At 52.2% G+C, this 24,172-nt stretch carries 26 protein-coding genes and 1 tRNA gene; 24 read left to right on the top strand and 3 right to left on the bottom strand.

Going from position 1 to position 24,172, the window contains the following annotated elements; translation table 11 throughout:
• Positions 1–27: 27 nt before the first annotated feature.
• The 3 genes from BAA01_02905 to BAA01_02895 form a co-directional block, all read right to left on the bottom strand.
• The gene (locus BAA01_02905; protein OUM89726.1) at positions 28–1,614 is read right to left on the bottom strand and encodes a phosphoglycerate dehydrogenase; all 1,587 of its coding nucleotides are present in this window, start codon (positions 1,612–1,614) and stop codon (positions 28–30) included.
• The gene (locus tag BAA01_02900) at positions 1,592–2,758 is read right to left on the bottom strand and encodes a class V aminotransferase (GenBank protein ID OUM89725.1); all 1,167 of its coding nucleotides are present in this window, start codon (positions 2,756–2,758) and stop codon (positions 1,592–1,594) included. The genes BAA01_02905 and BAA01_02900 overlap by 23 nt, the downstream gene beginning before the upstream one ends.
• Before the next feature lie 459 nt (positions 2,759–3,217).
• Positions 3,218–3,709 carry an inorganic diphosphatase gene (locus BAA01_02895; protein OUM89724.1) on the bottom strand — a complete coding sequence of 164 codons (492 nt, stop codon included), beginning with the start codon at positions 3,707–3,709 and terminating at the stop codon, positions 3,218–3,220.
• A gap of 358 nt (positions 3,710–4,067) precedes the next feature.
• On the opposite strand from BAA01_02895, the gene BAA01_02890 reads away from it, so the two are divergent.
• The 24 genes from BAA01_02890 to BAA01_02775 all read left to right on the top strand — a co-directional run bounded on the left by BAA01_02890 (position 4,068) and on the right by BAA01_02775 (position 24,063).
• The gene (locus BAA01_02890; GenBank protein OUM89723.1) at positions 4,068–4,679 is read left to right on the top strand and encodes an adaptor protein; all 612 of its coding nucleotides are present in this window, start codon (positions 4,068–4,070) and stop codon (positions 4,677–4,679) included.
• 351 nt (positions 4,680–5,030) lie between these two features.
• Positions 5,031–6,377 carry a germination protein YpeB gene (locus BAA01_02885; GenBank protein OUM89722.1) on the top strand — a complete coding sequence of 449 codons (1,347 nt, stop codon included), beginning with the start codon at positions 5,031–5,033 and terminating at the stop codon, positions 6,375–6,377.
• A 107-nt stretch (positions 6,378–6,484) separates the two neighbouring features.
• Complete coding sequence (locus tag BAA01_02880; GenBank protein ID OUM89721.1) at positions 6,485–7,165, top strand: hypothetical protein; 681 nt, start codon at positions 6,485–6,487, stop codon at positions 7,163–7,165.
• Between the two features lie 215 nt (positions 7,166–7,380).
• The gene (locus tag BAA01_02875; protein ID OUM89720.1) at positions 7,381–8,076 is read left to right on the top strand and encodes a cytidylate kinase; all 696 of its coding nucleotides are present in this window, start codon (positions 7,381–7,383) and stop codon (positions 8,074–8,076) included.
• Positions 8,076–8,678, top strand: a complete 603-nt coding sequence (locus BAA01_02870) for a hypothetical protein (protein ID OUM89754.1) — start codon at positions 8,076–8,078, stop codon at positions 8,676–8,678. Before BAA01_02875 ends, BAA01_02870 begins: the two co-directional genes overlap by 1 nt.
• Positions 8,679–8,752: 74 nt before the next feature.
• Positions 8,753–9,904, top strand: a complete 1,152-nt coding sequence (locus BAA01_02865; GenBank protein OUM89719.1) for a 30S ribosomal protein S1 — start codon at positions 8,753–8,755, stop codon at positions 9,902–9,904.
• Between the two features lie 134 nt (positions 9,905–10,038).
• Entirely contained in the window at positions 10,039–10,698 is a 660-nt protein-coding gene (locus BAA01_02860; GenBank protein ID OUM89718.1) for a hypothetical protein, read from the top strand.
• A gap of 35 nt (positions 10,699–10,733) precedes the next feature.
• Positions 10,734–11,618, top strand: coding sequence for a hypothetical protein (locus tag BAA01_02855; GenBank protein ID OUM89717.1), 885 nt, complete (start codon positions 10,734–10,736; stop codon positions 11,616–11,618).
• Positions 11,619–11,653: 35 nt separating this feature from the next.
• The gene (locus BAA01_02850; protein ID OUM89716.1) at positions 11,654–11,845 is read left to right on the top strand and encodes a hypothetical protein; all 192 of its coding nucleotides are present in this window, start codon (positions 11,654–11,656) and stop codon (positions 11,843–11,845) included.
• 83 nt (positions 11,846–11,928) lie between these two features.
• Positions 11,929–13,242 (top strand): ribosome biogenesis GTPase Der, encoded by a 1,314-nt coding sequence (locus BAA01_02845; protein ID OUM89715.1) that lies wholly within the window; start codon positions 11,929–11,931, stop codon positions 13,240–13,242.
• A gap of 69 nt (positions 13,243–13,311) precedes the next feature.
• A complete protein-coding gene (locus BAA01_02840) occupies positions 13,312–13,896 on the top strand; it encodes an acyl-phosphate glycerol 3-phosphate acyltransferase (GenBank protein ID OUM89753.1) in 585 nt (194 codons plus the stop codon).
• A 73-nt stretch (positions 13,897–13,969) separates the two neighbouring features.
• The gene (locus tag BAA01_02835) at positions 13,970–15,004 is read left to right on the top strand and encodes a glycerol-3-phosphate dehydrogenase (protein ID OUM89714.1); all 1,035 of its coding nucleotides are present in this window, start codon (positions 13,970–13,972) and stop codon (positions 15,002–15,004) included.
• A 368-nt stretch (positions 15,005–15,372) separates the two neighbouring features.
• Positions 15,373–16,143, top strand: coding sequence for a hypothetical protein (locus BAA01_02830; protein OUM89713.1), 771 nt, complete (start codon positions 15,373–15,375; stop codon positions 16,141–16,143).
• A gap of 181 nt (positions 16,144–16,324) precedes the next feature.
• On the top strand, positions 16,325–17,803 hold the full coding sequence (locus BAA01_02825) for a stage IV sporulation protein A (GenBank protein ID OUM89712.1): 1,479 nt from the start codon (positions 16,325–16,327) through the stop codon (positions 17,801–17,803).
• Between the two features lie 169 nt (positions 17,804–17,972).
• Positions 17,973–18,245, top strand: a complete 273-nt coding sequence (locus tag BAA01_02820) for a DNA-binding protein (GenBank protein OUM89711.1) — start codon at positions 17,973–17,975, stop codon at positions 18,243–18,245.
• Between the two features lie 130 nt (positions 18,246–18,375).
• Complete coding sequence (locus BAA01_02815) at positions 18,376–18,939, top strand: GTP cyclohydrolase I FolE (GenBank protein OUM89710.1); 564 nt, start codon at positions 18,376–18,378, stop codon at positions 18,937–18,939.
• Between the two features lie 45 nt (positions 18,940–18,984).
• Positions 18,985–19,061 (top strand) — tRNA-Pro (locus BAA01_02810).
• A 75-nt stretch (positions 19,062–19,136) separates the two neighbouring features.
• Positions 19,137–19,364 (top strand): hypothetical protein, encoded by a 228-nt coding sequence (locus tag BAA01_02805; GenBank protein OUM89709.1) that lies wholly within the window; start codon positions 19,137–19,139, stop codon positions 19,362–19,364.
• 111 nt (positions 19,365–19,475) lie between these two features.
• A complete protein-coding gene (locus tag BAA01_02800; protein ID OUM89708.1) occupies positions 19,476–20,006 on the top strand; it encodes a hypothetical protein in 531 nt (176 codons plus the stop codon).
• A gap of 106 nt (positions 20,007–20,112) precedes the next feature.
• Positions 20,113–20,877, top strand: a complete 765-nt coding sequence (locus tag BAA01_02795) for a hypothetical protein (protein ID OUM89707.1) — start codon at positions 20,113–20,115, stop codon at positions 20,875–20,877.
• 29 nt (positions 20,878–20,906) lie between these two features.
• A complete protein-coding gene (locus tag BAA01_02790) occupies positions 20,907–21,623 on the top strand; it encodes a bifunctional demethylmenaquinone methyltransferase/2-methoxy-6-polyprenyl-1,4-benzoquinol methylase (GenBank protein OUM89752.1) in 717 nt (238 codons plus the stop codon).
• Positions 21,624–21,637: 14 nt separating this feature from the next.
• Positions 21,638–22,648, top strand: coding sequence for a heptaprenyl diphosphate synthase (locus BAA01_02785; protein OUM89706.1), 1,011 nt, complete (start codon positions 21,638–21,640; stop codon positions 22,646–22,648).
• Positions 22,649–22,722: 74 nt separating this feature from the next.
• Positions 22,723–23,169 (top strand): nucleoside-diphosphate kinase, encoded by a 447-nt coding sequence (locus BAA01_02780; GenBank protein OUM89751.1) that lies wholly within the window; start codon positions 22,723–22,725, stop codon positions 23,167–23,169.
• 102 nt (positions 23,170–23,271) lie between these two features.
• Positions 23,272–24,063 (top strand): hypothetical protein, encoded by a 792-nt coding sequence (locus BAA01_02775; GenBank protein OUM89705.1) that lies wholly within the window; start codon positions 23,272–23,274, stop codon positions 24,061–24,063.
• Positions 24,064–24,172: the final 109 nt, after the last annotated feature.

Here is a 24,172-nt window from a genome sequence, read left to right as displayed (position 1 = left end):
ACATCACCATGATGACAAAACGATTGATTACAAATCGATTTCCGTTACGTCGTGGATATCGGCCAAATCTTGGATTTTCGCCAGGACATCAGGATCGGCTTCCTTGTCAATCGACAGCAACATAATCGCCTTGCCTCCCGCCGACTGCCGTCCTACCTGCATCGTGGCGATGTTGATGCCGTTGTCGCCGAGCACCTGTCCCACCTGACCAATCATGCCAGGTTTGTCCTGGTGGGAAATGAGCAAGAAATGGCCGCTTGGTTCCACATCGATCGAATAGTTGTCGATCTTGATGATCCGGGCCCCATACCCGTTGAGGAGCGTTCCGGAGACCGAATGCTCTTCCTGGCTGGTGCGCAGGGTCACCGTGATCAAACTGGTAAAACCCCGGCTGTGAGATGATTTTTGCTCCAGGACATGGATCTCTTTTTTCGCCGCCAAATGGGGGGCGTTGATATAATTGACTTCTCCCGTCAGGTAATAAGACAGGATGCCTTTTAGTACATTGCGCGTCAAGGGATCCGTATTCAGGTCCCGCAGCTCGCCAGAATAGGTGATGACCACCTCTTTAATGCCGCTGTCCGCCATTTGGGCCACAAAGAGTCCCAGTTTTTCGCACAGGTCAAAATAGGGCTGGATTTTTTCCATCATCTCCGGTGGAATGCTGGGAAGGTTGACGGCGTTTTTGAACGGTTCCCCGCGCAAAAGATGAAGGATCTCCTCTGAAACATCTAGCGCTACATTTTCCTGCGCCTCAACGGTGGAAGCGCCAAGGTGCGGGGTGACGATCACCTCATCCATGGACAGGAGAGGGTTGTCTTTGGCAGGCGGTTCATTTTCAAAGACGTCCAGGGCCGCCCCAGCCACCTTGCCGCTGCGAATGGCTTCGACGAGGGCTTTTTCATCAATGATCCCGCCCCGGGCACAGTTGATAATCCGCACGCCTTGCTTCATCTTTTCAAACGCTTCCGTGCTGATCATATGCCGCGTGTCCTTGTTCAGCGGTGTATGCACGGTAATAAAATCGGCCTGCCGGTAGATTTCGTCCAAGCTGGCCAGGACAATCCCCATTTTTTCCGCCCGCTCCCGGGTCAAAAAGGGATCGTATGCCAGGATCTTCATCTGGAATGCTTTGGCCCGCTTCGCAACTTCCGAACCGATCCGGCCAAAACCGATGATCCCCAGGATTTTATCCCTCAGTTCCACGCCGACAAAATCTTTCCGCCGCCATTCGCCTTGGATGGTCGAACGATAGGCCTGCGGGATGCGGCGCGCCAGCGCCAGCAACATCGCAAAGGTATGCTCCGAAGTGGTAATGGTATTGCCGTCTGGTGCGTTGATGACGGCAATACCGTACCGGGTGGCCGCTTCCAGGTCGATATTATCGACGCCAACGCCTGCTCTTCCTACCGCTTTCAATCTCCGGCCCGCTTCCAGGACTTGTGCCGTCACTTTGGTCTGGCTGCGTACCAGCAGCGCATCAAAGTCAGGGATCAGTTGGATCAACTCTGCTTCTGAAAGTCCTGTTTTTTGAACCACCTCGACATCCGGAGCTTGCAACAGTTTTTGCAAACCGTACTCGCTGAGCGGATCACTGACCAGAATTCGATACACCAACCATCACCTCTTGTGCAGCCTTGATTGCCTGTCCAAAGGAAACATCAATTTTCAATTCATAAAGCGTCAGTTCCAGAACGGAGAGGACATTCAGCACGTCCAATGGATCGCAATACCCCATGTGGCCGATCCGGAAAATCGCCGATTTCAAATGTTTCTGCCCGCCTGCCAGGGTCATCTGGTATTGTTTTTTTGCGATTGCCCTGATCTGCTCGGCGCTGGCTCCTTCGATGCCTTTGACAGCCGTCACGGTGGGGGAGGCGTAGGCTTCATCGGCCAGAAGCGGCAGCCCGAGCGTCTTCAGCCCGGCCAGGGTCATATCGCGCATCAGGCGGTGCCGACGGTAGACCTCCTCAAGCCCTTCTTCCTCGATCATCTGTAACGCCTCGCGCAGGCCGTAGAGGAGAGAGATGGCTGGTGTATAGGGAGTGGTCGAATCCAGAAGATTTTTTTGATAGGTGCGCAAATCGAGATAGAAGCGAGGGGTTGCGCAAGCGTGAATCCTTTCCCAGGCCCGCTCGCTGACAGCGACAAAGGCCAATCCGGCCGGCAGCATGAGCGCCTTCTGAGAACCCGTTACCGCGATATCCACTCCCCATGCTTCCATGTCGAATGGAGCGCCGCCGATGGCACTTACCCCGTCTACGGCGAGCAGCGCGTCGGAATGGGCGCGGACGGCGGCAGCCAGTTCCGCGATGGGGTTCAAGACCCCGGTAGAGGTTTCACAATAAGTGGCAAACACCATTTTCGTGTTCGGGTATTTTTGCAGGTAGGGAATCAGCTCGTCAGGCGTACAGGCCTGACCCCACGGGATGTCCAGGCGGTGCACTTTTGCCTGATAGCGTTCGGCAATGCTGGCAAACCGATCGCCGAATGCCCCTGTGACGACGACGATCACCTCATCCCCTGGCTGCACCGTGTTGACGACGGCTGCCTCAAGGGCCGAAGTGCCGCTGCTGGTGAGAATGATGACAGGATGAGAAGTGCCGAACACTGGTTTCAAACGGTTGGAAAGCTCTTCGATCAACTGAGAGCATTCTTGACTGCGGTGCCCGATCATCGGCTGGCTCATGGCCCGCACGACGCGCGGGGGAATCGGTGTCGGTCCGGGGATACGCAAACGTGTTTTGTCGCTGATCATGCATTTCCACTCCTATCTGCAAGAAGATTTGTTGCTCAAATAAAAAAACCGCTCATCGACACACACGACCCATGTGTCGTGTGAGGGACGAGAGGTCTCGTGGTGCCACCCTCATTCATCACTGCCCCGGCTTTTCGCGCATGACGGAAAAAGAAAAACCGTTCCAGTGACCTCAGCGGTTTGTCCAACCATAGGATAACGCCATTCAGCGTACGGGCCTACTTCCTTTTCAGCCCGTCAACTCCGGAGTGCTCCGGTGCAGGGAATCGCCGATTTCCACCAGCCATCGGCTCTCTGCAGATTCCCGCATGCACCTTGGCTCCCTCATCATCTTTATCATCATGATGTTGCCCCGAAAAAACCGTCAACTGCAGGATGATGAAGCGATCGGTGCTGTCTTGTCATTTGCTGTTACTTTAGCACGGGCGATCGCTGATTGTCAATGGATATTTCATGTGTTCACTTTCCTGCCATATACCGTTGCACGCATTCCTCATACAGCTTGGCGGCAAACGCCGCATCTTTCCAACCTTCCACGTTGGTCTTTTTGTTTTCAAGATCTTTGTACACGGCAAAGAAATGGGCAATCTCTTTTAAACGATGTTCAGGAACATCGTTCAGGCCCTGAACGAAATCCCAACGCGGGTCATCGGCCGGCACGGCCAAGAGCTTTTCGTCCTGTCCCTTGTCATCTGACATGACCAACGCTCCGACAACCCGGGCACGGATGACACAACCCGGAAAGGTGGGAAAGGTTGTCAGCACAAGGATATCCAGGGGGTCACCGTCAAGAGCCAACGTGTTTTCCAAATATCCATATTCCGTCGGATAATACAATGGCGAATACAGCACACGATCCAGGCGGAATACACCTTTTTCCTTGTCGTATTCGTACTTGTTCTGACTGCCTGTGGGAATCTCAATAAATGCATCCACGATTAACCCAGACATCGCACGACCTCCTAGCTTAACGCCTAGTACAACCACACGTATTATAACAAAATGTGGTCTCATGTAAAATAAAATCATCATGTAAAATTAAATCGTCTGAAATGACGCCATCCGCATGGCAACAACCCGGTGCTCAGGATGACACTTTTCGGGAGAACCAGATGTTGAAAAAGGTTTCGATTTAGACTACAATGATTCAAAGTTCGTTGATATCTCGTGGTGGAAATTCTGTGACGGAAGCAAGCGTTGACCTTGTTTATCGGGTTCTAAATAGATCATCGAAAATAAGCTGGAGCAGACGCAAAAAACATACGAATCATATATAATATGGTAGTGGATAGGCAAGGAGGAGATCGCGATGCGTGTGGAGCGACTGGGGCAGGATAAAATTCGCATTTTTCTTACCTTTGATGACCTGATGGAACGGGGAATCGAAAAAGAGGATATGTGGCGGGATATTCCCAAGGTCCATGAACTGTTCAATGAGATGATGGAACAAGCTTATGATGAGGTCGGCTTTGAAATCAATGGACCGGTTGCAGTTGAAGTATTCGCCCTCCCTGCGCAGGGAATGGTGGTGATCGTGACACGCGGTCATCGGGACCAATTGCCGGAAGAGGCGGAAGCGGAACAGGATACCCTGATTGAAGAGGAACTTTACGAGATGGAAGTGACGCTAGAGGAAAACGATTGGATTGTATACCGTTTTCGCGACTTCGAAAACTTGATTGCTGCCCTCCATCATCTCCGGAAATTGGGATATCATGGCGGGTCAGTCTACGCATATCAGGAAAACTATTACTTTTATGCACCGGGTGATGAACTGAACGAGGAGTACCTGCACGCCATGGTTGCCATCCTGTCCGAGTACGGGGAGGCTTCTACCCTGACACCCTATGTATTGGAAGAATATGCAAAACGAATTGCGCAGGATACGGCTGTCGTGACATTGACCCATTATTTTCGTTGATGACCGGAATTACCAGCCCGAAAAGTCGATACCCGGTAAGCGAAGAGGCATACTAGACACCGGGGGGATGACTTTTGAGGAGCCATCGCGTCAAGGTAACCATCTTCTGTAATGTCTGCGGAGAGCGCTACACCTTGCGGGGAAAGAAAAGCCAGGATGGCAAAATCACGACCGGTTTCAAGCGTTGCATCTGCAATAATGACAATGATTTCCGGATCATCGAGCAAAGCGACTGACCAGGGGAACACCCTGGTTTTTTTGTTGGCAGCGGGGGATCCAAAGGTACATACTTTCTTCTCTTTCTTCCCAAAATACGGGTAGCTGGAAAGCCATAAAAGGAGATGAGAGCAAATGTACCGTCGTGTGGCAGGGATCCTTTTTCCTGTGTTTGCCCTGATCGTCGTCGGACTCGGCATCTGGGGGTATCAGGAAAATCGTGACAAGAACTCGATATTGCTTAAAGCGGAAAACCAGTATCAATCCGCCTTTCATAACTTGAATTTTCACATTGACAGTTTGAATCAGGAATTGGGCAAGGCATTGGTCACCAATTCTCGCAAGCAATTGGCGCCCCGCATGGCCACCGTTTGGCGCCTGGCATATGCCGCCCAGTCGGATCTCGGACAACTGCCGCTTGCCCTGGTTCCGTTCAGCCATACGGAAGAATTCCTGTCCAATGTGGGTGAGTTTGCCTACCGGGTCGCGCTCCGCGATTTGGAACGCGAACCGCTGAACCGCAAGGAACGCCAGACGCTGCAGGCGCTTTATCAGCATTCGGAAAAAGTGAAGAAAGAATTGAACGGCGTACAGAGCAAAATTATCGATAACCAACTTCGCTGGATGGATGTCGAGGCGGCATTGGCCAGTGAAAAGATGCAATCCGACAACACGATCATCGACGGGTTTAAAACGATCGACAAAACGGTGCAAGGATTTCCGGAGGTTGACTGGGGAACGGTCAAAGCGCTCAGCGAAAAAAGCAAACACCGGTATATCAACCTGAGGGGGAAAGCCATCACGAAACAGGAAGCCAAGGAAATTGCCCGGCGGTTTATCGGGCAGCCCTTGAGCAAAATCGAGGTTACAGAAACGGGCAAAGGGATCGATTATGCCGCTTACAGTGTGACGGCCACCCCGCAAGGCAGCAAGGACAGCATCTATCTGGACGTGACAAAAAAAGGCGGGCACGTCATCTGGATGATGAACGAGCGCAAAATTGCCAAACCGACGATTTCCGAAGAGCAGGCTCTGCAAATCGCGATTGACTTTTTGGAGAAACGCGGATTGAAGCGCATGACCCTGATTAATGTCCAGCCTTATGACGACACGCGGATTTTTCTGTTCGTCCCGGTTCAGGACGGCGTCAAGCTGATGACCGATACCGTAACTGTCAAAGTGGCACTGGATCGGGGAGAGATCACCGGGTTTCAAGCGGAGGAATATGTTTACCACCACAAGAAAAGGGAACTTCCAAAGCCGAAGTTGACCGAAGCAGAGGCGCGGAAAAGAGTGCATGCCGATCTGCGTACACCGGAAGCGGAGCTGACTTTGGTGGAGGATGACATCGGCAATGAACGGCTCGCTTACCAGTTCCAAGGTGAATTAAATGGGCATACCTACAGAATTTACATCGATGCCATCAATGGGGAAGAAATCCTCGTGGAAGGGATTAAGAACATTGACGCAGAGAAGATTTAGATAGCTCACAAGAAAGAGTAGCGGTGCATGAAAAACACTGCCATCTTTCTTCAAGCATGATATAATGAAACCAATGAGATAATCCATGAAATGGGAGAGTAGCGAGGATGTTTCCCGAGCAGTTGCAGACCGTTCGCCTGACCATCGAGGATGATGGCCAAGATGGGGATAACCATACCCGGGAAAAGCGGGTCTATTCTTTGAAAGTGGTGGATGTCAAAGGAGACCGATTTACGATTCAGTCTCCCATTGACTCCCACCTCTCTGGTAAGGCTTTAGCCAGGGGGACATTGGTGGAAATTTCTTTTGTCCACAATGAGAGCCTTTACGCGTTTCAAACCGAAGTGCTCGATCAATACCAGGATAACGAGCCCTTGCTGGTGCTCCGCAAGCCGTCTGCCGATCAAATCAGGAAAATCCAGCGGCGCGAGTACTTGCGTGTCCCTGTCCATCTCCACACCAGGGTGACATTGGGGGATGGACGGAAGACGGACGTTCCGCTTCTTGATCTCAGCGGAGGAGGATTGTCCATTGTCCTCCCGGAAGCGGAGCAACAAAATTGGGGGCTGGGTGAGGGCAGCCGCGTCGAGGGAAACATCCAGATTGAAGAAAAAGAAAAAGTTTTCGACATCCCGTACACGGCGCAAGTGGTGTACGTCAAACATGACGAAGAGAAAGCGCGTACCGCGATTGCCTTGATGTTTACCGAGATCAAGGAGTCGGATCGCGAGGTGATTGTCCGTTACTGTTTTAACCGTCAACTGGAATTGCGAAAAAAGCAGGTGTAGCGGAAAAGAATTGTACAAATCCCTGCATCCGTGTTAAACTGGAATGGAGCTGAATAGGATAATCAAAGTCGAATCACGGTAGTGATATCGATGGCTGAGTCGCGCTGTCTGTGTGTTGCTGGTTGAGTCCTGTCTTCGATCGCTTGAATCGAATACCAACAATTAAGCAGGCAAGCCGCCTGCTTTCTTCTTATTTGGGGAAAGGTAGATGAATCATGGGGAACATCCGGGTTGCCATCGACGGTCCGGCGGGTGCTGGCAAAAGTACAGTGGCCAAAAAGGTGGCCGAAGCGCTTGGCATGTTGTATGTGGATAGCGGTGCGATGTACCGTGCGGTAACCTGGGGAATTATTGCCGATCAGATCAACCTTCGCGATGAACAACAGCTGCAGCAGTATTTGCGGCAGCTCCAGCTTCATGTGCATGATGACGCAGATGGCAAGCAGCGGGTCTGGTTGAACGGCAAAGAGATCAGCGAGCAGATCCGTTCTCCGGAGGTGACGAGTCAAGTCTCCTCGGTCGCAGCCCACCCGGCTGTCCGGGAGCGCTTGGTCCAGTTGCAGCGTGAATTAGCAAAAAAAGGATCTGTGGTAATGGACGGCCGGGACATCGGCACGGTCGTCTTCCCGGATGCAGACGTCAAGCTCTTTATTACCGCATCTCCTGAAGAGCGCGCGCTGCGGCGCTACCGGGAACTTTTGGAACGGGGGTACCCGGCTGATTATGAAGAGGTGAAACAGGAGATGATCAAACGCGATCAGTCAGACAGCGGACGCGCGATCGCTCCTCTCAAACCGGCGCCAGACGCCATTATCCTGGACACCTCTGGCATGGCCCTTTCGGAGGTGGTGGAGCAAGTGATTCGGATTATCCGTCAGGCAAAGCGAGGCGAGCCGCGTTGTATCACCTGATGCGCTGGCTGGCATGGCTTTTTTTTAAAGTGATTTTTCGCCTTGAGGTACACGGGCGCCACCACATTCCCCGGAAAGGTCCTGTCCTGTTGTATGCCAATCACCTCAGCAATTGGGATCCGCCCATCCTGGCGGTGATCGTGCCGAGAAGGGTGCATTTTATGGCCAAAGAGGAGCTGTTTCGCAATCCCCTCCTTGCCATGTTAATCCGAGCATTCGGCGCTTTTCCTGTCAAGCGCGGCACAGCTGATGTCGGCGCCGTAAAACGTGGCCTGCAGATATTGCGCGACGGTGGCGTGTTTATCCTGTTTCCGGAAGGCCATCGCAGCAAGACGGGGAAACTGGGGAAGCCGTTTCCGGGAGCGGCATTGTTCGCTCTAAAAACAGAGGTTACGCCGGTTCCAGTCCTACTCTCTGGTACATACCGTCTGTTCGGCAAAGTGAAAGTAACGGTCTTGCCGCCGGTTGATGTCTCTTCGCTTTCCGCGGGCAGAGCCGGCTCAAAACAACTGGAGGAAGTGGCAGAGCTGATGATGGAGCCGATCCGGAATGCGCAGGCACTCGCTCAAACCACATCCCCGCCGACCAGCCGCAGTACCTGATTTTCGTTCTCAAGCCAATCTCTGATTGCGCTTTGATATAATGCTGATGTGTCAAGTGAAGAGGAGGTTTATGTATGGTGGAAGAAATGAATACGGAAATGGCAGCTGTTCAAGTCATTCAGCCAGGTGACACTGTCAAGGGGAGGGTGGTCAAGGTCGAAGATAAGGTCGCGCTTGTCGACATCGGTTATAAAAACGAAGGCATTCTCACCATCGGTGAAGTGTCCAACGTGCACATTGACACCGTTGGTGACGTGCTGAAAGAAGGCGATGAAATCGATGTCCGCGTATTGCGCATTGATGATGAAGAAGATAAGGTGTTTCTTTCCAAGCGGGCCGTCGACCGCGAACGGGCCTGGGAGGACCTGGAACAAAAGTTCCAGAACGGCGAGGTGTTTGAGGCCACTGTAGCCAACGTCGTCAAGGGAGGCCTAGTGGTTGATGTCGGGGTGCGGGGCTTCATCCCTGCATCCATGGTGGAACGCCATTATGTCGAGGATTTTTCGGACTATAAAGGGCGAACGCTCCGCCTGAAAGTGGTTGAACTGGATAAGGAACAGAACAAGGTCATTCTTTCTCATCGTGCCGTCCTCGAGGAGGAATTGGCGAAAAAGAAGCAGGAAGTGCTGGAGAAATTGCGCGTGGGGGATGTCATTGAAGGGAAGGTCCAACGCTTGACCGATTTTGGCGCCTTTGTCGATGTCGGTGGAGTAGACGGGCTGGTTCACGTTTCGGAAATTGCCTGGCATCACGTCGACAAACCTGCGGATGTGCTCAAGGAAGGGGACGTCGTCAAGGTCAAGATCCTGAATGTGGACAAAGAAAACGAGCGGATTAGCCTGAGTATCAAGGAAACCACTCCCGGTCCATGGGACGAGGCGAAAGCCAGGTATGCTGTCGGGGATATTGTGGAGGGCACCGTCAAGCGCCTAGTTCCCTTCGGCGCGTTTGTCGAGCTGCTCCCAGGCGTGGAAGGGCTGGTGCACATTTCACAGATTTCCCGCCGGCACATTGGCACGCCAGAAGAGGAACTGCAAGAAGGCCAGAAGGTAAAAGTAAAGATCCTGGATTTGAACTTCGATGCACAGCGGATCAGCTTGAGCATCAAAGAGGCACAGGAGTCACCGAAAGTCCAGAAAAACACTCCGCCGTCCGAGCCGAATACCGGCTTGAATGTCACCCTGGGCGAAGTGATTGGTGACCAGCTCCGGCAACTGAAGCCATAATCTCTCGCCGGATGCACGTGTAGATGATTGCCAGATCGTGAAGATCTGGCTTTTTTTATTGCGATTGGCTCCCGTGTCGATTAAACCGATCGCGAATGAGACATACTGGGATGAAGAGATACGGGAGGGGTACTGTGTTTTCGATACCACAAACGCTGATTGTACAGATGGTCACTCTCATCCTCTTGGCTTCCGGATGGTTTCAATCATGGTCCCGCCTGGTCAGGCCCTCGCTTCGCATGTACATATGCTGGTTTTTCGGACTTCAACTGGTTGCCAGTTTTTTTACAGTGAATCTTTCTCCGGGCATCGGGGCCAATCTCGGCGGACTGCTGGCACCTGCCCTTTTTGCGTTGTTTTTTTCACACGATGTGCGCGGTTTTCTCTATCCCGCTTCCGCGATCTTGTTGAACACGGTCACTTTGTTGTTTGTCAGGGAATTTATCCGTTACAGCCCTGTCTTTTGGATCATGGATGAAGCTTGGGGTGTGGCCATGCTGGCCGTTCTGCTTTCGTTTGCGACGGGACGCCAGCCGGCGGAACGCTGGCTGTTTCTAACCGGAAGCCTGCTGCTTTCGGAAATGGCTTTTCTCAGTCTTCATGCAGGACAACTGGGCGTTTTCATTGTCGCTGACGGCTGGTTTCAGCGGCTGTGGTGGTGTGCCTTTTGGGTTGGCACTACAGGCAGCGCCTTGTTTCATTACCTGTTGCATGTCAATTTGCGGTTCAACCGGAAGTACAGTTTTCCGGCGCTTGCGCTGCTTCGAAAGGCGACTCTCCGCAAGCCTCTTTAATCAAACAGATGTACTTGTCAGAAACGAGGGATATGATGGCGCCTTACCAGCAAGCCGTTTTGCTCGGGATTGTCCTGGGATTCCTGGCACGGGTTTACATGTTGCGGACCGATTACCGCCAATATCCGACCTACCCGCACGGCCGAATCATCCATTTGGCTCTGGGTTTTATTGCCGCAAGCCTCGGAGCGGTTGCGGTCCCCGCTCTGGCCGAAAGGGATTTTACAGCGGTCACCTTTCTGACGTTGGCCGCGCAACAATTTCGCGATGTGCGGAACATGGAAAGAGAAATGCTTAGCAAAATGGATCGGGATGAGCTGGTTCCCAGAGGCGCTTCGTATATCGAGGGGATCGCCATGGTATTTGAGGGAAGGAACTATTTGGTCATCCTGACAGCATTGCTCGTTTCCATGTTCACGTACTTGTTCCATCCATGGATGGGGGTGGTCGTGGGATTCTTTTGCCTTCTCCTGGATCGGATCTTCATGTCTGGAAAATCGATTGGACATATTGCGGAAATCCAGGAGGCTCCGGTGCATTTCAAAGGGGCATTGCTGTACGTTGGTGACATCGTGATCATGAATGTGGGCCTTTCTGCCAATCAGAATCTGATCCTGGAAAAAGGACTTGGCCTGATTCTGAAACCCAAAAATCAGGATGCCCGGATCACGCTTTCCCACCTCGGGCAAAGACAGGCCATCCTCCACGATGCCACCACCATTCTCGGCGTTTACCGCGACGCCGGGACCCCCGCGCTGGTTCCCATGGCCAAGCTGGACCTGGAAGACGGCCGTGTCGGCATTTTCCTCTTGCCGCAAGATAAAAACATCGAAAAAGCGGTTCAACTGATTAAGCGGGTTCCGATTTTGGAAAGTGCAGTCCGGCGCCCCTCTCAGGCAGCAGTCAACCAGCGGCGATGAACGGTGACCCAATCCTGGTATGAAAGGGGAGGACAATGGCCAGCCTGGAAAAAACCATACTGGCGGTGATCACCACCGACCCCAATCGGGTGGGGGGTGGCGTGCCCATTTTTTATGTCGACAACCGGGAGGAAATGGAGGTTATCGGCACCCATCTGGAAGTGATCTTGGATGCAATGGTTCATGAGTTGGAAGAAGGGATGTTTATCGTTGTCAAACACGCTTGAAACGGGTACACAATTGCGGTAGGATTGATTTGCCAAGCAGTAACACAAGCATTTTATTGTCGACACGGAAAGGATTCAGGAACATGGCGAAACCGACAGTGGCCATAGTTGGCCGACCCAATGTGGGAAAATCCACGTTATTTAACCGGCTCGTTGGCGAACGGATCGCCATCGTCGAAGACAAACCAGGGATTACACGGGATCGCATTTACAGCAACGCCGAATGGCGGGGGCGAGAGTTTCTTTTGATAGACACTGGGGGAATTGAACTGGGCAGCGAGCATGAAATGGCGGAACAAATTCGCCAACAGGCGGAGCTGGCAATGGATGAGGCGGATGTCATTCTGTTTCTGGTCGATGGCAAAGCCGGAATGACACCTGCCGATCAGGATGTGGCAGCGATGCTCTACCGCACCAAGAAGCCGGTCATTCTCGCCGTGAACAAGGTGGATCACCAGAATCAGTTAAGCCAGATGTACGAATTTTACGAGTTGGGATTGGGAGAGCCCGTTCCCATTTCAGCTGAGCATTCCAGGGGGTTGGGCGAACTCCTGGACCGGTTGATGGCCTCTTTTCCGGAGCAGGAGGAGGAGGAATATCCCGGCGATACGATCCGGATTTGCGTCATTGGCCGTCCCAATGTGGGGAAGTCTTCGCTGGTCAATGCCATCCTCGGCGAGGAGCGCGTGATTGTCAGCCCGATCGCCGGCACCACGAGAGACGCCGTTGACACGCCGTTTGAGGTGGATGGACAATCCTACGTTCTGATTGACACGGCGGGGATGAGAAAGAGAGGAAAAATTTATGAATCGACGGAAAGGTACAGCGTGCTGCGCGCCCTGAAAGCGATTGAACGTTCGGATGTGGCCCTTCTGGTCATCGACGCGCAGGAGGGTGTGGTGGAGCAGGACAAGCGCATCGCCAGTTTCGCCCATGAAGCAGGATGCGGGAGCCTGGTGGTGGTCAACAAATGGGACGCGATTGAAAAGGAAACGGTGACGGCCCAGCGATATACGGAGCAGATTCGTATCCATATCCCTTTCCTGGACTACGCTCCCATTCTTTTCATTTCCGCCAAGACCGGACAACGCGTGCACACCATTCTTCCGCACGTCAATCACGTGGCAGAACAGCACAGCCGCCGCATTCCCACTTCGCTGCTTAACGATGTGGTGGCAGATGCGCTGATCAGCACCCCCCCTCCCAGCAGAAGAGGAAGAAAGTTGCGGATCCATTACGTGACACAGGTATCTGTGAAACCGCCGACATTTGTCTTTTTCGTCAATGATCCGGAATTGTTCCACTTTTCCTACCAGCGATATTTTGAAAACCGCTTCCGCGAAGCGTTCCAGTTTACCGGGACGCCGCTGAGGTTCCTCATCCGCAAGCGTTCCTAATGCCCTGTTGAATTGTATATTTACCCATTGTGGAGGGGAGAAGCCGCCATGTTTATTTTCACGGTTGTCATGATGAGTCTTGTGGCTTATCTGCTCGGTTCGGTCAGTTTCGGGCTGCTGATCGGCAAATGGTTTTCCGGGATAGACGTCCGGCAACATGGGAGCGGCAATGCCGGCGCAACCAATATCTCCCGCGTGCTGGGCACGGGTCCAGGCCTCGTCGTATTGCTCCTGGACGGATTGAAAGGGTATTTGCCCGTGCTCCTCGCGCTGGCTTTCACCGATGGTCATCTGACCGCCGCGATGTTGGTGGGGATTGCCGCCATCATCGGGCACATCTGGCCGATTTATTTTGGCTTTCGCGGCGGAAAGGGCGTGGCCACCACGATCGGGGTGATGTTGGGAATCTCCTTCTGGGCGACGCTGATTGCCGGGGCGATTACCTTGCTTGTCATCGCCATTACGCGTTATGTCTCGCTGGGCTCTTTGTTGCTGGTTTTCCTGCTGCCTTGGCTGCTCCTTGCCTTGGGAAAGGGATTGGCCGTTTTTTTCCTTTCCCTGCTGTTGATGGCGCTTGTTTTCTGGAAACATCGGGAAAACATTCAACGTCTCCTGCAGGGCCGGGAGCACAAATTTGGCAAACGGGTACAATGACGGCCGTACTTGGTTGAAGCGATTCGTCGCCGATCCGCTCGGCCGCCGAGAGTAAAAAAAGTGGGGTGGCACCATGGGGAAAATCGCTGTCATCGGCGCGGGGAGTTGGGGAACCGCCTTGGCCACCGTACTGGCATCCAATGGCCATCAGATTTATCTTTATGCGCGAAACAGAGAGCGGGTAGAAGAGATTAACACCAAACGGACCAATCAGCGCTACCTGCCCGGAATCAGCTTGCCGCCGGGTATCACAGCGACCAGCGAAATGGCTGTCGCCATCCAGGATGCAGAAGCCGTTTTTTTGGTTGTCCCTTCCCAATCGGTGCGTTCCGTGAGCCGGGACGTGGCGCCCTATCTGCATCCCGATGCCCTCTTGGTGCATGCCGTCAAGGGGTTTGAACTGTCCAGCCGCAAGCGAATTTCTACTGTGCTGCGGGAGGAGCTGGGCGAAACCAAAGCGATTGCCGTGTTGTCAGGTCCCAGCCATGCCGAGGAAGTGGCCCGTCGATTGCCGACCACCGTCGTCGTCGCCAGCGATGATGTCCACGTTGCCGAAAAGGCGCAGGATTTGCTCATCAACACCTCTTTTCGCGTGTATGTCAACCTGGACCCGATTGGTGTGGAGGTCAGTGGTGCCTTGAAAAACGTCATCGCCATCGCTGCGGGCTTGTCGGATGGCCTGGCCTTTGGGGACAATGCCAAGGCGGCTCTGATCACCAGAGGGTTAGCCGAAATCACGCGCCTTGGGGTGGCGATGGGAGCATCGCAAGCCACCTTTTCCGGGCTGGCCGGGGTGGGAGATTTGGTGGTTACTTGTACAAGCAGGCTCAGCCGCAACTGGCGGGCTGGTTTCCTTTTGGCTCAGGGGAAGAGCCTGCAACAGGTGCTGGACGAACTGGGAATGGTGGCGGAAGGCGTCAAGACGACGCAGGTGGCTTACCAGTTGGCCCGGCACTACAACATCGACATGCCGATTACAAGCCAGTTGCACCAGGTGCTTTTCGCAGCGCGTTCACCCCGGGAAGCCGTGGAATCCCTGATGAGCCGACTTCGCCGCCATGAAATTGAGTTATTAGATGAGATCACACCTTTCCGCAGAATCACATAAACTGATGTCAAAAGAGACCCAAACGGGGATACAGTCACGCACGGATAAGAGGGAGGAATACGTCCCTCTTTTTTATTTTCCTGGGTAATTGGTATAATGAATCGAGAATGGTTAGAAGTTGAGGTGTCTTGCCGATGATTTCGATGCTCTATGCACTGCTGGCCATTGCCCTGATGTTTCTAGCCAATTTGCTGATCACCTCCGCGCGCCGCCGGGAAAAAGGCTGGGTGCGCACGCTGATGTCGGTCTGCGCTTATTTGCTGCTCCCCCCGATTTTTCTTTTTGCCCTCATCGCGTTGCTTTAACGGACGTCGCAAAAGCATGATGATGTTTAGGCAGAAGGTGTTTACGCGAAGGGGCGTTGATAGATGAAAAAAGCACTGCTGTTTGCATTGATTCCGGCCTTCCTGTTCCTTCTTTCAGGCTGCCTTTATCCGCAAGAGAAGCGAATCGAAAATCAGATGCCTGTCCCCGAGCGCGTCAAATGGGTCCAGGAGGCCGTTGACGCGTATCGCAAGCAGACAGGCGTGTTGCCGATTCAGACCAGGGAAGCGAATACCCCCATTTACGAGAAATACCCGATCGACTTTGGCAAGTTGGTGCCCAAATACCTTCCTTACATACCGGGAGATGCTTTCGAGCAGGGAGGAACGCACTTATACGTTCTGGTTGATCCTGAAAACGACCCGAAAGTCCGGCTGCTTGACGTTCAAACGGCGCAAATCGTCGCTGACGTCCAGAAGGCAACCGATCTTTACTGGATAAAAAACCATCGGCTTCCTGCGACGGAGGTGCGCTATTTTCCGCAATTTTTTAATGTCGAGTTTGAAAAACTCGGGATGCAGGACATTCTCATCCAGAGCCCCTTTACCGGCCATTATTTGCCGCTGATCATGGATCAGGTGGGCCACATTGGTGTCGACTACGCGCAAGATATCGCCATGTTTCTGGAAAAAACGGATCCGGAAAAATGGCAGGACCGGGATTTGCGGGAGTTGTTGGTGGAACAATCCCTTTTTGTGCCAGTCAAATCCTTTCCTTACCGGCTGGTCGACGGAAAGCCCACGCCGCAGCTTCTCTCCTCACAACAATCATCCCAGGAAAAATCCAAGGATGGCAAACAGGGTGACAAACAGTAAGTTGGATGGTGCATCATCTTTCCATGTCTGGCCAAACAGACATGGTTTTTTTATCGGCGAAAGCGGCTGGCAGGGAAGATTTTAGACATAGTTCAAAAACACTGTCATATATTTATACCGTCCAAATGTACGAACATTTGATATAGAAACTGCCATTCTCATTCCGCAAGGAGGGAATCATGTGGAAAAACTGGCCCTGTTTAAGGATATTGCTGAACGCACCAACGGCGATGTGTATCTGGGGGTTGTCGGCGCGGTGCGCACAGGGAAATCGACATTTATCAAACGATTCATGGAACAATTGGTTATTCCAAACATACCCAATGAAGCAGAGCGGGTCCGGGCCATTGATGAATTGCCTCAAAGCGCCGCCGGGAGGACCATCATGACGACGGAACCCAAGTTCATCCCCAATCAGGCGGTGGAAATTTTCGTCGATGAGAGCCTGTCTGTCAATGTCAGGTTGGTTGACTGCGTCGGTTATGCGGTGAAGGGCGCCAAAGGGTACGAAGATGAAAATGGCCCCCGGATGATCCAAACGCCCTGGTTTGAAGAAGCCATCCCTTTTCAGGAGGCGGCTGAGATAGGAACGCGCAAGGTCATCCAGGAACATTCCACTTTGGGAGTGGTTGTCACCACGGACGGTTCCATTACCGAAATTCCGCGTGAAGAGTATGTGGAACCGGAGGAACGGATTGTCCAGGAACTGAAGGAAGTGGGAAAACCGTTTATCGTGATTCTCAATTCCATCCACCCCAATGATCCGGAAACCCTGCAACTGCGAGCGGAACTGGCTGAGAAGTACGACGTTCCCGTTTTGGCGCTAAGCGTCGCCACGCTGACCGAACAAGACATCCTTTCCGTGTTCAGGGAAGTGTTGTTTGAGTTTCCGGTCAACGAAGTCAACGTCAACCTGCCCAGCTGGGTCATGGTGCTGAAGGAAGACCACTGGCTGCGCAACAATTTTGAAACGGCCATTCGAGAAACGGTGGAAGATATTCAGCGGCTGCGGGATGTGGATCGGGTGGTCGGCAAGTTTGCAGAATATGAATTCATTGTCAAGGCTTCACTGTCCGAAATCAATATGGGCCAGGGGATCGCCGACATCGATCTATATGCGCCCGACGAATTGTACGATCAGGTTCTGACGGAAATTGTGGGCGTGGAGATCCAGGGCAAAGATCACTTGCTGCAATTGATGCAGGACTTTGCCATCGCGAAGCGGGAATATGATCAGATTAAGGAAGGGCTGGCGATGGTGCGCAGCACGGGTTACGGCATTGTTCCGCCGACCTTGGAAGAGATGCGGCTGGAAGAACCAAAACTGATCCGCCAGGGTTCCAGGTTTGGCGTTCAATTGAAAGCGACGGCAGCCGCCATCCATATGATCCGCGTCGATGTCGAATCTGAGTTTTCACCCATTATCGGCACGGAAAAGCAAAGCGAGGAACTGATTCGTTACCTGATGCAGGACTTTGAAGAAAATCCGTCCAAAGTCTGGGAGACCGACATGTTTGGCCGTTCGCTGCATTCCATCGTCCAGGAGGGCATTCAGGCCAAGTTATCGATGATGCCGGAGTATGCCCGCTACAAGTTTCAAGAAACGCTGGAGAAAATCGTCAATGAAGGATCAGGCGGGATGATCGCCATCATCTTGTAATGACCCAACCTGACAGCACTCTTTTTGAGTGCTTTTTTTATGTTTGTCTTGAATTTTTGCGGGGCGTGTATTAAGATAGGATCGACTTTCCACAAAGAAGGTATGCTTTTTAACAAATCCGTCAAGACAAGTATTACCGGGCAAATGGACCGAATAAGGAGGTGAGAGCATGAACAAGACAGAACTGATTTCCCAAGTAGCAGAAATGACCAGCCTCTCCAAAAAGGATGCTGCCAAGGCGGTGGATGCGGTTTTTGAAGCGATTACCCAAGCGCTGAAAAATGGAGATAAGGTTCAACTGATCGGATTTGGAAACTTTGAGGTTCGGGAGCGTGCCGCTCGCAAAGGGCGCAACCCGCAAACCGGGGCAGAAATCGAAATCGCAGCCAGCCGCGTGCCTGCTTTCAAGCCAGGGAAGGCTTTAAAAGAAGAAGTGAAGTAAATCTGCTCATACATACAAACAGAGGGCTGCCTTTGTGCAGTCCTTTTCTTTTTTCCTCTCTTCACTTGTGTTACGATAAAGCCAATCTCAAGTAAGAGCAGGTTTTATCTATTTATTTGGAGGGAAAAAGATGCCGATTGATCAACAAAAAATAAGACAAGCCGTTCGCATGATCCTGGAAGCCATCGGCGAAGATCCGGAGCGGGAAGGACTGGTCGAAACGCCGGATCGGGTGGCGAGGATGTATGCCGAAGTTTTTTCCGGGATGCAAGAAGATCCGGAAGAATATTTTAAAGTGATCTTCAGCGAGGATCACGAGGAACTGGTCTTGGTCAAGGACATCCCTTTTTATTCCATATGTGAACACCACCTGGTTCCTTTTTACGGCGTCGCCCACGTCGGGTATATTCCAAAGGGAGGACGTGTTGTCGGCCTCAGCAAACTGGCTCGAGCCGTTGAAGCCGTCGCGAAAAGGCCGCAACTGCAAGAGCGGATCACTTCTACGGTGGCCGATGCGATTGTCAACGCGCTGCAGCCCCATGGCGTGGTTGTCGTCATCGAGGCAGAGCACATGTGCATGACCATGCGGGGGGTCAAGAAGCCAGGCGCCAAGACGGTCACTTCCGCGGTACGCGGCATATTTGCGACCGACCCGATGGCCCGGGCAGAAGCGTTTCAGCTGATCCGATCGTGACACAACTTGACATCATTGTGCTCTTTTACTATAATTGGGGTGTGTCGGGACGTGGCGCAGCCTGGTAGCGCGCACCCTTGGGGTGGGTGAGGTCGCAGGTTCAAATCCTGTCGTTCCGACCAGTACATATTTCATCTGACAGGAACCGCAACATGCCACATGTTGCGGTTTTTTTTAAACTAAAGGAGGATCACCCGATGGATCACAATAACGATTATGTCATTATCAAGGCGGAACAAAATGGCGTTCAGGTCATCGGATTGACCCGCGGTGAAACCACGCGCTTTCATCACACGGAAAAACTGGACAAGGGAGAGGTCATGATCGCCCAATTTACGGAGCATACGTCAGCCATTAAAATCCGTGGCCAGGCAACGATCTATTCCCGTTATGGGGAGGTCCATACGGAACCGTATCAAAAATGAACATACCGCCAGTGAACAAGCGCGGCATTCGAGAGATGGCATAGTCCACCTCTTTTTTTTGTATGAATGAAATAGGCAAAAAAAGCAGAGAAGAAAAGAAAGGGGTCCCCGATGAATGCCGCGAAAGGACTGTTAACCGCGATTGGTGGCTCGCTGGCGATCGCTTTGCTCATTTCGATCATCCCGGTCATCCAGTTGTCTTCCGAAGAGCAGGTGTTTGCCCATCGTTCCGGGTTCACGCTGGAGAAAGGGAATTTGGTGGATTTTCTCGCTGAAGTTCCCATTCAGCCTCGCATTCATCGTGTGACCTGGCGGGAAAAGGCGCTGGAAATTGACCTGATGGTCGAAGCGCAATCTTCCACAGGCCCCGATGACATATACCGTGCGCTTTATCACCTCGCTTCGCATGCATTGGTCGGCACGACAAATGTAGAGGAGCTCCTGATTCGCGTTCTGTCGGAGCAACCCGATGACCCGCCTTTGCTGCTAGCCTCCCTTGTCGCCCACCGAACTGACTTGGCAAAAGATTCGCGAATGAGCAACCCTCAGCAGCTGGATCTGGATCTATACCTATCCCACCTTTTTCAATTTTCCAAAACCGCTTCTTGGCACCACCGTTTTTCTGAATCGTCCCGCCTTTAGATCCGTGCATCGTCGTGCACGAAACGACAAGTTTCTGTGTGATCGACGAAGAAAGTATGATATACTGGTAAACGATGTGTACAAGGCGATTTCTGGAGGTCGCAAGATGGGGCAGAACATGGAACGGGCACAAGATGTGCTACACGATGTGGAACAGCAAATCAAGGAAGTGATCCGCACATCCGATCTTTTGCAAGAACTGGAATATCCCCAAGTGGATATTCAAAAACTGGAGTTGCTCAACTGGTTTCTGAAGGATCTTGGCTGGGACGAGGAACAGCGCAAGCGGGTGTGCACCGCTACGGCACTGGCTCAACTGGGCTTAGATATCCATGAGAACATTGGCTGTATGAATCCCTTGGACGAGAAGAAAAAAAGAAATCGGCAGTTGTCCATTCTCGCTGGCGATTTTTTTAGCAGCAAGTTTTACTGGTTGCTTGCCAGTTCTGGTGATCTAAGTGTCATCCCGATTATCGCCCAGGCGGTCTCCGAGATCAATCATTCCAAAATGCGGTTGTACCAAACAGGATGGAACCAGCATCATTTTTCTCAATTCCTTCAGGAGTTTACCGTGCTTCAGTGCGCACTGTATTCCAGCTTTACCCCATTGAACCCCCAGCGGGGACAATGGTGGAAAATGCTGATTGAACGGCTGATCGTGACTGAAAAGATCTTTGAGCTGTTTGCCGGCACCGAAAGAGAGCGTTTTCTGCGTCCGGAATGGGAGACGCTGCTCACATCCTGGCTGCATGATGCGGAAAGGGTGATCCGCCAGGCTACAACAGATGCGGCCATTGCCAGCCGTCTTCAGGAGCGTGTTCTTCATGCCCGTCGCCAATTGCCCGGTTTTGTGATGGAGGTACAGGGATGAGCGGGGAAAGGGAGCAGCAGCGTGCGGTCATGGAACCGCACTCCAAAGAAAAGTTTGTGTATCAGGTGTTCGAAAGCATCGCGCCGAAATACGACATGATGAATTCGGTGCTCAGTTTTCGCATGCATAAATACTGGCGGCGATTTGCCATGAAGAAAATGAACCTCCAGCCTGGACAACATGCCCTGGATCTTTGTTGCGGAACGGGTGATTGGACCATCAGCCTGGCGCAGGCGGTGGGCAGCACGGGCCGCGTGGTCGGCCTTGATTTTAGCCCAAAGATGCTGGAAATCGGAAAACAAAAACTGGAGCATTACCGTCTTGCCGACCAGGTGACCCTGGTTGAGGGCAACGCGATGAAGCTCCCTTTTCCCGATCACTGTTTCGATGCGGTGACCATCGGGTTTGCATTGCGCAATGTGCCGGATGTAAAACAGGTATTAAGAGAAATGGTTCGGGTGACCAAACCTGGCGGCCAGGTGGTCTCACTGGAGCTGTCTCACCCTACCTGGCCGGTGTTCCGGCAGTTGTACTGGCTTTATTTTCAACGCATCCTGCCCCTCATCGCCAAGTGGTTGACAGGTAAGTATGACCAATACCGGTGGCTTCCTGAATCACTGAAAACATTCCCTGAACGGCACGAATTGGCTGATTGGTTCAAAGAGGCAGGCTGTCATCAGGTGGAGGTTTATTCCCTGACGGGTGGAATTGCTGCACTGCATATCGGAAGGAAACTTGATCGCTGAAAGTCGGTGGACAGATGGAATTGCATGAGATTTACCAGGAAATGCGAGACGACATGCTCCTGATCGAAAAGGAGTTGTATCAAGCCATTGAACGGAGTAATTCCAGCCTTGCAGAACCCGCTCTTCATTTGCTCAAAGCCGGGGGGAAACGTCTCCGCCCTTTGTTTGTGTTGCTCAGCGGTTGCCTGGGGAATTACCGGTTGGAGCATCTCAAACTGGTGGCCGTTCCGTTGGAACTCATCCACATGGCTACGCTGGTCCATGATGACATCATTGATGATGCGGATCTCCGCCGCGGCCAGCCCACCGTCCGGGCGAAATGGGATAACCAGATTGCCCTGTACACAGGCGACTTTATTCTGGCCCAGGCCCTTCAGTACATATCTCAACTGAAAGAAGCGCGTGTGCATCAAATCCTTTCCCAGGCGCTGGTTCAAATGGGGCTTGGAGAAATTTACCAGCTCCGCGATTTTTTTAACGTGAACCAGCACCTGCGTCAATACTTGCAGCGGATTAAGCGGAAAACCGCCTTGCTCATTTCTGTCAGTTGCCAGCTCGGCGGCCAGGTCAGCCAGCTGCCAGCCCATGCCGTCCAGAAGCTTTACCTGTTTGGCTATTACGCAGGCATGGCGTTCCAGATCACAGATGACTTGCTGGATCTGATCGGCGATCGGAAAACGACGGGCAAACCGCATGGCAGTGACGTCCGGCAGGGAAACATCACGCTTCCGTTAATCTATGCCCTCAACCAGTCAGAGTCGCGATCACAGGTTTTGCCGCTGATCCGGCAGATACAGGAGATCACCTCATCTTCCCCTTCACGCGCTGAGAGCGCCCATCAACTGGATCATCTGACGCGGCGACTGATCCAGATCGTAAAAGAAGCCGGTGGCATCCAGTATGCCGAAACATTGGCCAACCGCTATTTGATCAAAGCCAAAAATGCCCTGAGCAGCTTTCCGCCTTCGCGTGAAAGGGAGCGCCTGATCCATGTTGCTGACGCGATTGCCAGGCGCCAATATTGATTGCCTTGCAACTTCCGTTGCGGATTGGTAAAATTTATCCCGTTTGGATAAAAGCAGAGGATGGAGGAATTGGAATGGAACGTACATTTGTCATGGTGAAACCGGATGGGGTACAGCGCAATCTGATTGGCGAGATTGTCACGCGTTTTGAAAAAAAAGGTTATCAACTGGTAGCCGCCAAACTGATGCAGATTTCCCCCGAATTGGCGGAACAGCACTACGCTGAGCACAAAGAGAAGCCTTTCTTCAGGGAATTGGTGGATTTTATCACCTCCGGACCCGTATTTGCAATGGTTTGGCAAGGTGAACAGGTGATTGCCACTGCCAGGAAAATGCTGGGCAAAACCAATCCCTTGGAGGCCGAGCCAGGAACCATCCGGGGCGATTACGGGATTACGGTCGGAATGAACATTATCCACGGTTCCGATTCACCGGAAAGCGCCGAACGGGAAATCCAGCTGTTTTTTAAGCCGGAGGAGCTGCTGTCATACGAAAAAACCATTCAATCCTGGATTCGGTAGACCCACTTACATAAGGATAAAAAGAAGCCCGGAAGGGCTTCTTTTTCAGTGACATGTATCGCCCAGTCTTTTTTCTTGACAAAATGGAGGCCAAGAATAAGCGTGACATCGGCAAATGATTACCAATTGTTTGTCCAAGGGTTGAAGCAAATTTTGCGTATTGATCTCAACTTTTACAAAGAAAAACAGATGAAACGGCGGCTCACTTCGCTTCGCGACAAGTTAGGCTACACTGATTTCCAGAGTTTTCTCGCCGACCTCCGGCATTCCAGCGCGCTGCAGGATGTGGTGCTCAAGCGCATCACCATCAATGTCACCGAATTTTATCGAAATCCGGAACAGTGGAACACGCTCCGCACGACCATTCTGCCGCGGATTTATCCTGAAAACAAACGGCTTGTCTGCTGGAGTTCGGCCTGTTCCACAGGAGAAGAGCCGTACACCCTGGCCATGGTCCTGGAGGAAGCGGGTGTCCGTCAGTATGAGATTCTGGCCACAGACATCGATCCTTTTGTCCTGGAACGTGCAAAAGAGGCCGTCTATCCCGCCCAGGCGATCAGAAACCTGCCCCCGGAAAAAAGACAGACTTACTTCACTCAAAAAGGAGAAACCTATCTCTTGCGAAAAGAACAATTCAGGGGGAAGATTTTTTTCCGCAAACTGGATTTGCTCCATGATCTGTTCCCAAGGGAGTTTCATTTGATCCTTTGCCGGAATGTGGTGATTTATTTCACCGATGAAGCGAAAGATCGCCTGTACCGGAAATTGTCTGACGCGCTGGTTCCCAAAGGGATCCTCTTCGTCGGAAGCACGGAACAGATCTTCCACCCTCATCAGTACGGATTGCACTCGGTCGCACCCTTTTTTTATCAAAAGCAGGATGTCCATACATAGGGCCATCCGCCTTGAACGGGTTTCCCGTTGCTGCTAGGAAACAGCTATACTATAATGATCAATATGTTATATTACAGAGAATGGATAGACGGTTTGATGAGGAAGCGGA

Source organism: Bacillus thermozeamaize, from assembly GCA_002159075.1.
GTDB lineage: Bacteria > Bacillota > Bacilli > ZCTH02-B2 > ZCTH02-B2 > Bacillus_BB > Bacillus_BB thermozeamaize.
Note: the sequence above shows the minus strand (reverse complement) of the source record. Positions and strands in the feature narration are given on the sequence as shown.